At 65.5% G+C, this 7848-nt stretch carries 7 protein-coding genes; all 7 read left to right on the forward strand.

Annotation, left to right across the window (positions count from 1 at the left end; genetic code table 11):
* The first annotated feature begins 355 nt into the window (after nt 1-355).
* Nucleotides 356-1339: a TRAP transporter substrate-binding protein gene (locus LL06_RS23350; RefSeq protein WP_081964157.1), complete on the forward strand. Its 984-nt coding sequence runs from the start codon at nt 356-358 to the stop codon at nt 1337-1339.
* A 5-nt stretch (nt 1340-1344) separates the two neighbouring features.
* On the forward strand, nt 1345-1713 hold the full coding sequence (locus tag LL06_RS23355; RefSeq protein ID WP_035532709.1) for a cupin domain-containing protein: 369 nt from the start codon (nt 1345-1347) through the stop codon (nt 1711-1713).
* A 119-nt stretch (nt 1714-1832) separates the two neighbouring features.
* Nucleotides 1833-2393 (forward strand): TRAP transporter small permease, encoded by a 561-nt coding sequence (locus LL06_RS23360; protein WP_035532701.1) that lies wholly within the window; start codon nt 1833-1835, stop codon nt 2391-2393.
* Nucleotides 2390-3667, forward strand: coding sequence for a TRAP transporter large permease (locus tag LL06_RS23365; RefSeq protein ID WP_035532703.1), 1278 nt, complete (start codon nt 2390-2392; stop codon nt 3665-3667). Before LL06_RS23360 ends, LL06_RS23365 begins: the two co-directional genes overlap by 4 nt.
* A 4-nt stretch (nt 3668-3671) precedes the next feature.
* A complete protein-coding gene (locus LL06_RS23370; RefSeq protein ID WP_035532706.1) occupies nt 3672-4451 on the forward strand; it encodes an IclR family transcriptional regulator in 780 nt (259 codons plus the stop codon).
* Nucleotides 4448-6526, forward strand: coding sequence for a hydantoinase/oxoprolinase family protein (locus tag LL06_RS23375; protein ID WP_035532707.1), 2079 nt, complete (start codon nt 4448-4450; stop codon nt 6524-6526). Before LL06_RS23370 ends, LL06_RS23375 begins: the two co-directional genes overlap by 4 nt.
* A partial coding sequence (locus LL06_RS23380) for a hydantoinase B/oxoprolinase family protein (RefSeq protein ID WP_035532708.1) occupies nt 6526-7848 on the forward strand: 1323 nt, incomplete at its 3' end. The genes LL06_RS23375 and LL06_RS23380, both read left to right, overlap by 1 nt.

Consider the following 7848-nt stretch of genomic DNA (forward strand, 5'->3'; position numbering starts at 1 on the left):
CCGGCAAGCCGGGACAGAGCCGTGGGGGCGGTTTCCGCCTCGCTGCGCTCGCGACTCCCACCCTAACCCCTGCTCTCCAGGGGAGAGGAATTCCTGCCGAGACCCGGATACCTCAGACTCGCGCCGGCCATTGTCACCGCGCGGTTGTCCGCCGCCACTCCCGCTTGCACGTGCGGTGCAGCAATCACGGCAGGGGTGGTAGGCCGAAAAATCCCTGTCGCCAGAAACGCGATTTTTTCCGGATGAAGCGCCGTTGGCGGCGGCGCCGGCGCATCCGGGCACTTGACTCGACTCCCATTCTGTTTCACTCTGCATCGTACTGTTTCATTGAGTGAAACAATTTTGGGAGGATGGAATGACGAAATTATCTGTAATGGCAGGCCTCGCCCTGCTGGTGCTGCCCTCGCTGGCCGGCGCGCAGGAGGTGACCTTGAAGATGGGCCACGCCGCGGCGTCGACCCACATTTTCCAGACCGGGCTCGAGATCTTCGCCAAGAAGGTCGCCGAGAAGACCGACGGCAATGTCAAGATCGAGGTCTATGGCGACCGCCAGCTCGGCGATGACAAGCAATTGCTCGAAGGCATCCAGATCGGCCTGATCGACGGGGCGCTGGTCTCCTCGGCGACCCTGCCGCTGGTTCTCGGCGCCGCCTCGTTCGACGCCCTGCAGCAGCCCTTCACCGTGTCGAGCTACGAGCAGCTTTCGGCGGTGCTGACCTCCGACCTCGGCGACGAACTGCTCGCCACGCTCGGCGACAAGAAGATCAAGGGCGTCGGCTTCGTCGATGCCGGCCTGCGCCACTTCCTCTCCAAGGACAAGCCGGTGACCAGCCTCGCCGACTTCAAGGGCCTCAAGACCCGCATCGTGCCGATCCCGCTGCACAAGGCGATCTGGGAGACCATCGGCGTCAACCCGATCGGCATGGCTTACGGCGAGGTCTATTCGGCGCTCGAAACCGGCACCATCGACGCCGTCGAGATCAACGTCTCCTCGATCAAGTCGGAAAGCCTGTTCAACGCCGCCAAGCAAGTCACGCTCACCGGCCATTATTTCTGGCCCGGCGTCATCATGATCTCGGGCGCCGCCTGGGACAAGCTGAGCGACGCGGACAAGGCGTCGGTCGAAGCGGCCGGCAAGGAAGCCACCACCGAGGCCTATGCGCTGGCGGCGACCCAGGACGCCGAGACGGTGACCTTCCTCGAAGCCAATGGCGTGACCATCAACAAGCTCGGCGACCTTGACGATCTCAAGGCCCTGACCGCCCCGGTGGTGACCACCTGGAAGGAAAAGGATCCGCTGATCGCCAAGTTCGACGAAGCCTTCGCAAAGGGCCAGTGACCGCCATGGCGTCAACCAAGGTCTATGGCTGGGACAGGCTTCCCCGGGAACAGGTTCGCGACGGAGTGTCGCGAACCGCCTTCCGCGGCGACAATGCGCTGATGGTGATGAACTGGCTCGAGCCGGGAATGGAGAAGAAACCCCATTCCCACCCCTTCGAGCAACTGGCCTATGTCGTGTCCGGACGCGTCCGCTTCGAGATCGGCGAGGACGTGGTCGAGGTGGGCGCCGGAGAGATGGTCCGCATTCCCCCCGATGTCGTCCATTGCGGGGAAGCCATCGGCGACGAGGTTGCGCTCAATCTCGATGTGTTTGCTCCGGTTCGGGAGGACTACAAGCACCTCACCGAATACCAGGAAGCCGATTTCGACTGATCGTTTGACTTAACCTCCTGTCCCAAGCAGGAACGGCCCGGCACCCTAGTGCCGGGCCCCCGGTAAACGCGCGCCAATGCGCCAAGATGCGGCCATCAAGAGGAGTGGATGTCGTGACAATGTCAGCCTTTCATCATGCCTTTCGCACCGGTCTCAAGGCGCTTCTCGTCGCGTTGATGGCGCTGCTGCTGACGGTGATGGTGGCGCAGGTGATCATGCGCTACGGCTTCAATTCTTCGCTTCTGTGGTCGGAGGAGCTGTGCCGCTACCTGCTGATCTGGGCGTCGTTCCTCGCCATGCTCTTCGCCTATGAGCGCGGCGAGATTGCCGCGCTGTCGATCCTGGCCAATGCGCTGCCGCGGGTGCCGGCGCTGATGCTGGCGATCCTCGGCAGCCTGCTCTCGGTGGCGCTGTGCCTGACCCTTGCCTGGTACGGCTATATCTTCGCCGACATCGCCGGATCGCAGCCGATCCCGGCGTTCAGCTTCATCCTCGAGGACCTGTTCGGAGCCGACGCGCCGGAAGCGCCGCGGGTGTTCTGGGTCTATTTCGCGCTGCCGCTCGGCATGACCCTGCTGTCGCTGCGCATCATAGCCGACATCGTGCTGTTCGCGCGCGCCTGGGCAAACGGGCAGTCGCTCGATGATCTTGCCGCGCACCAGGGAGGTCCAAGCCTGTGACTCTCTATCTCCTCTCCTTCCTCGGTTTCATGGTCATCGGCATTCCGATCGCCTTCAGCCTTGGCCTGTCCTCGCTCACCTATCTGATCGTCAACGACCAGCTGCATTTGCTGATCGGCTTTCCCCAGAAGATGATCGCCGGCATCGACAATTTCGTGCTGCTCACGATTCCCTTCTTCATCCTGGCCGGCAATCTGATGAACTCGGCCGATCTCACCCGCCAGATCGTCCGTTTCGCCCAGATGCTGGTGGGCCGGGTCCGCGGCGGGCTCGCCGCCGTCAACGTGCTCGCCAGCATGATGTTCTCGGGCGTCAGCGGCGCCGCCACCGCCGAAGCCTCGGCGATCGGCAGCGTCATGATCCCGGCGATGCAGCGCGACGGCTACAGGCCGGAATATGCCGCCGCGCTCACCGCCGCGGGCTCGATTCTCGGGCCGCTGGTGCCGCCGTCGCTCGCGCTCATTCTCTATGGCGTGCTGACCGGCACCTCGATCGCCGACCTGTTCCTGGCCGGCATCATTCCCGCCTTCGCGCTGTGCGGCGGCCTGCTCGTCTATGTCCTGGTCAAGGCGCGGCGCGAGGATCACCCGCTGCCGGCCGCCATTCCCGCCGCCGAGCGCTGGCCGCTGGCGATCAAGGCGCTGCCCGCGCTGCTGTTGCCGGTGATCATCGTCGGCGGCATCCGCTCGGGTGTCTTCACGCCCACCGAAGCCGCCGCCGTTGCCGTTGTCTATGCGCTGGCGGTGGGCCTCCTGCTCTACCGCACGCTCAACGCGCGCAAGGTCATCGCCTCCTTCTACGAGGCCGCCACCATGACCGCCGGCGTGATGCTGATCGTCGCCATGGCCAGCATGACCTCCTTCATCCTCGGCATCGAGAACATCCCGCGCGAGATCGCCGCCCAGATGCTCGCCATCAGTTCGGAACCCTTCGTGCTGATCCTGCTCCTCAACCTGGTGCTCCTGGTCCTCGGCCTGTTCCTCGAGCCGCTGGCCGCACTCGTCCTGGTGATGCCGATCCTCAACGAGCTGTTTCCGCTCCTGGGCATCGACCCGGTCCAGTTCGGCGTCATGGTCGTGCTCAACCTGATGATCGGCATGATCACCCCGCCCGTCGGCCTGTGCCTGTTCATCGTCTCGGCCATCGGCAAGACGCCGCTTGAGAAAGTGGCCGTCGCGATCCTGCCGATGATCGGGATCTCGCTGATCATCCTCGCCCTGGTGGCTTTCGTGCCGGCGCTCACGCTGACGCTGCCAGGCCTGTTTCCGGGATAGTGACATGAAGGACACCAGCAAGATCAACAACCATTCGGCCATCGCCGCCTTCCAGATCATCGAGGAAATGGCGCCCATGTCCGAGGACGTGCGGGTGACGGACCTGGCGCGGCGGCTGGGCATGCCGCGGGCCAAGGTCTACCGCTACCTGCAGACGCTGTGCAACATCGGTTATGTCCGCCAGGATCCGCTGACCGAGCGCTACCGGCTGACGCTCAAGCTGTTCCATGTCGGCCAGGCGATTGCCGACGGAACCCAGCTCACCAGCACCGCGCGGCCGGTGATGATGCAGTTGCGCGACAAGGTGGGGCTCACCTGCACGCTCTCCATTCCCGAGGACGGCGGCATGCGCGTGGTCGACATCGTCCGCGTCGAATCCCCGGTGCAGATCGTCACCAAGCCCGGCGCGCTTCTGTCGTTTCATGCCTCGGCGCAGGGCAAGGTCGCGCTGGCCTTCGGCGATCCCGCCCTGCTGCCGGCGCAACTGGCGGCTCAGCACCCGCCGAAGGCCAATGGAGAGGCCTTCGATCCCGAACGCCTCAAGGCCGAAATCGCCCGCGCCGGCAAGACCGGCTGGGCCGTGGCGCCGGAGGAGACATTGAGAGGCGTGAACGCCATCTCGGCGCCGATCTTCGACCTCGAGAACAGGTTCGTCGCCACCATCACCGTCGCCGGTTCGCTGCAGGAACTTCCCGCCGAACCGCCGGCCCCGCTTTGCGCCGCCGTCACCCAGGCCGCGCGCGCCATATCCACAGACATGGGATGCACGGAGTACCCGACATGACACGCTATTCGCTCGCCATCGACATTGGCGGAACCTTCACCGACGCCGTGCTGCTGGCCTCCGACGGCCGGTCCTACGTCGACAAGACGCTGACCACCCACGACAATCTTCTCGAGGGGTTCTTCCGCGGCGTCGACCTGGTGCTCGGCAAGGCCGGCATCGCGCCCGGCGATGTCGACGATGTCATCGTGCATGCGACCACCGTCGTCACCAACGCGCTGATCGAGCGCAAGGGCCCGCCGGTGGCGCTGCTGCTCACCGAAGGCTTCCGCGACATCCTCTATATCCGCGAGGAGCACCGCTATGACATGTACGATCCGCAGATCGAGTTCGCCGAGCCGCTGATCCCGATGGAGCGCACCTTCACGGTCAAGGAACGCACCTTCGCCGACGCCACCGTGGGCACCGCGGTCGACCGCGCCGAGATCCTCGACATCATCGCCAAGTGCCGCGAGATGGGCATCGTCTCGGTCGCCGTCTGCTTCCTCAATTCCTACCGCAACGGCGCCAACGAGGAAGAGGTCCGGCGGATCTTCGCCGAGGAAGCGCCCGATCTCTATGTCTCGCTGTCGAGCGTGATTGCGCCGCAGATGCGCGAGTATCTGCGCGCCTCGACCGTGGCGATCAACGCCTACACCGTGCCGATCACCCGGCCCTATCTCTCGGCGCTGATCACCGAGCTCAAGACCCGCGGCTTCTCGCAGCAGCCGCTGATCATGCTCTCAAATGGCGGCGTCATCGGCGCCGAACGGGCCAGCACCATTCCTGTCCGCATGATCGAATCCGGCCCCGCCGCCGGCGCGCTGGTCGCCTGCTATTTCTCCCGCATCTTCGGCATTCCGGACCTCATCTCCTTCGACATGGGCGGCACCACCGCCAAGGCCTGCATGGTGCAGGGCCATGAGCCTCTGGTTACCGGCACCTTCGAGGTCGACCGGCGCTACCGCTTCAAGCCGGGAAGCGGCATGCCGATCACGGTGCCGTCGATCGACATGATCGAGATCGGCGCAGGCGGCGGCTCGATCGCCTCGGTCGACGATCTGGGTCTGTTGAAGATCGGTCCCGAAAGCGCGGGCTCCATGCCCGGGCCCGCCTGCTACGGCCGCGGCGGCGTCAACCCTTGCGTCACCGACGCCGACGTCGTGCTCGGCATTCTCGACCCGAAGCGGTTCCTGGGCGGCGACATGCAGCTTGATACCGCGGCCGCCGAAAAGGCGCTCGACGAGCTTGGAGCGAAGCTCAACCTTCCCCGCTCCCAGGCCGCCTGGGGCGTGTTCGAGGTGGTCTGCGAGCAGATGGCTGCGGCGACCCGGACGCACGCCACCGAGCGTGGCATCGATTATCGCGGCCTGCCGCTCCTGGCCTTCGGCGGCGCCGGTCCGGTCCATGCCTGCATGGTGGCCGAACTCACCGAAAGCACCAAGGTGATCTACCCGCCGCTCGCCAGTGTGCTCTCGGCCTTCGGAACCCTGGTGACGCCGGCGCAGATCGATCTGGTCCGCAGCCTGGTCTCGCCGCTCTCCGATCTCGACTGGGCCGCGGTCGACGCGGTTCTCGAAAGCATGACCAGGGAAGGCGGCGACGCGCTCAGCGAGGCCGGCATCCCCGACGAGGAGGCGCGCTTCGCCCATGCGGTGGAGATGCGTTATTCCGGCCAGCAGTCCGAAGTCCGCATCAACCTGCCCGCCGACGTGATCGCCGCGCGCGACACCGGGCGCATCGAGGCGCTGTTCGAGACTGAGTACCATCATCAATACGGGCTCAAGCTTAGCGGCATGGGCATCGAGATCGTCAACTGGCTGGTGACCGCCAGCGGCTCGCAGGCCGACCGGCCGGCCGCCCGCCAGGCAAACCCCGGCGCCGGACGCAAGGCCGAAAGCCGCACCGTCTTCCTCCACGGCAAGCCCCGGCAGGTCGCGGTTCACCAGCGGTCCATGATCACGGCGGACGATGTCATCGCCGGCCCGGTGATCATCGAAGAACGCGAAACGACAATCTTCGTCCTCGAAAACTGGGTCGCGACCCTGCATGCGAGCGGCAGCATCGTTGCCGAAAGAACAAAGGGAGCCCTGTAATGGACGGCGTCGAACTTCAGATCCTGTGGAGCAATCTCATCGGAATCGTTTCCGAGCAGGCGAGGGCGCTGCAGCGCATCGCCTTCAGCCCGATCGTGCGCGAGGCGGGCGATCTCGCCAACGGCCTGTTTGACGAGAACGCGCGGATGGTGGCCCAGGCGGTCACCGGCACGCCCGGCCACATCAACTCGCTCGCCGCCGCCGCGCGCAACCTGTTGGCCCACACCGACATGGACCAGCTCAAGCCCGGCGACGTGCTGATCACCAACGACCCCTGGATGTCGGCCGGCCACTTCTTCGACATCACCGTGATCTCGCCGATCTTCCGCAACGGCCGCATCATCGCCTATGCCGGATCGACCATCCACCATTCCGACATCGGCGGCTACGGCATCGGATCGGGCGCGCGGGACATCCACGAGGAAGGCTTGTGGATCCCGGTGATGAAGCTCTACGAGGAGGGCCGTCCCAACGAGACGCTGTTCTCCATCATCAAGCGCAACGTGCGCACGCCCGACGCGCTGATGGGCGATCTCGGCGCACAGGTCTCGAGCGGCATGATCGCCGCCGAGCGCCTGAACGCGCTCTGCGACCGTTACGGGCTCGACGACATCTCCACCCTGTCGGAAGAGATCATCGCGCGGTCGGAAAAGGCCACGCGCGACGCCATCTCGAAGCTGCCCGCCGGCACCTGGCACGGCGCCTCGAAATTCGACGTGCCGGGCGGCGAGGTGATCGAACTCAAGACCGCCGTGACCGTGGATCCGGAAATGGGCGAGATCACCATCGACTTCGAGGGCTCTTCGGGCCCGAGCGCCATGGGCATCAACGTGGTTCCGGCCTATACCCACGCCTACGCCACCTTCGCCATCCGCTCGACGCTCAACCCGGACCTGCCCAACAACGCAGGCTCGCTGGCGCCGATCAAGATCAAGCTGCCCGACGAGTGCGTGGTCAATGCGCGTTACCCGTCGCCGGTCAACGCCCGCCACGTGGTCGGCATGTATGTGCCGTTCCCGATCCTCAAGGCGCTGGCGCAGATCCTGCCCGACGCGGTGATTGCGGAAGGCTCGGGCGCGGTCTGGACCATCCAGATCCAGGGCAAGGACGCGGCAGGAAAGCCGTTTACGAGCTCCATGTTCAACTATTCGGGCGGCATGGGCGCGCGGGCGCACAAGCCGGGACTGTCGGCGATCTGCTATCCCACCGGCGTGTCGGCGGTGCCCGTCGAGGTGCTGGAGGCGTCCTATCCGATCGCGTTCACTTGCAAGGAGCTCGAGCGCGGAACCGGCGGCGCCGGCCGCCAGCCCGGCGGCGACGGC

The sequence above is a fragment of the Hoeflea sp. BAL378 genome (assembly GCF_000759435.1).
In the GTDB taxonomy this organism is placed as follows: Bacteria; Pseudomonadota; Alphaproteobacteria; order Rhizobiales; family Rhizobiaceae; genus Hoeflea.

Excerpts from the sequence above, each read along its gene's own strand:
- LL06_RS23370 (WP_035532706.1), top strand. The coding sequence starts at position 3,672 with ATGAAGGACACCAGCAAGATCAACAACCATTCGGCCATCGCCGCCTTC.
- LL06_RS23350 (WP_081964157.1), top strand. The coding sequence starts at position 356 with ATGACGAAATTATCTGTAATGGCAGGCCTCGCCCTGCTGGTGCTGCCC.
- LL06_RS23375 (WP_035532707.1), top strand. The coding sequence starts at position 4,448 with ATGACACGCTATTCGCTCGCCATCGACATTGGCGGAACCTTCACCGAC.
- LL06_RS23355 (WP_035532709.1), top strand. The coding sequence starts at position 1,345 with ATGGCGTCAACCAAGGTCTATGGCTGGGACAGGCTTCCCCGGGAACAG.
- LL06_RS23360 (WP_035532701.1), top strand. The coding sequence starts at position 1,833 with ATGTCAGCCTTTCATCATGCCTTTCGCACCGGTCTCAAGGCGCTTCTC.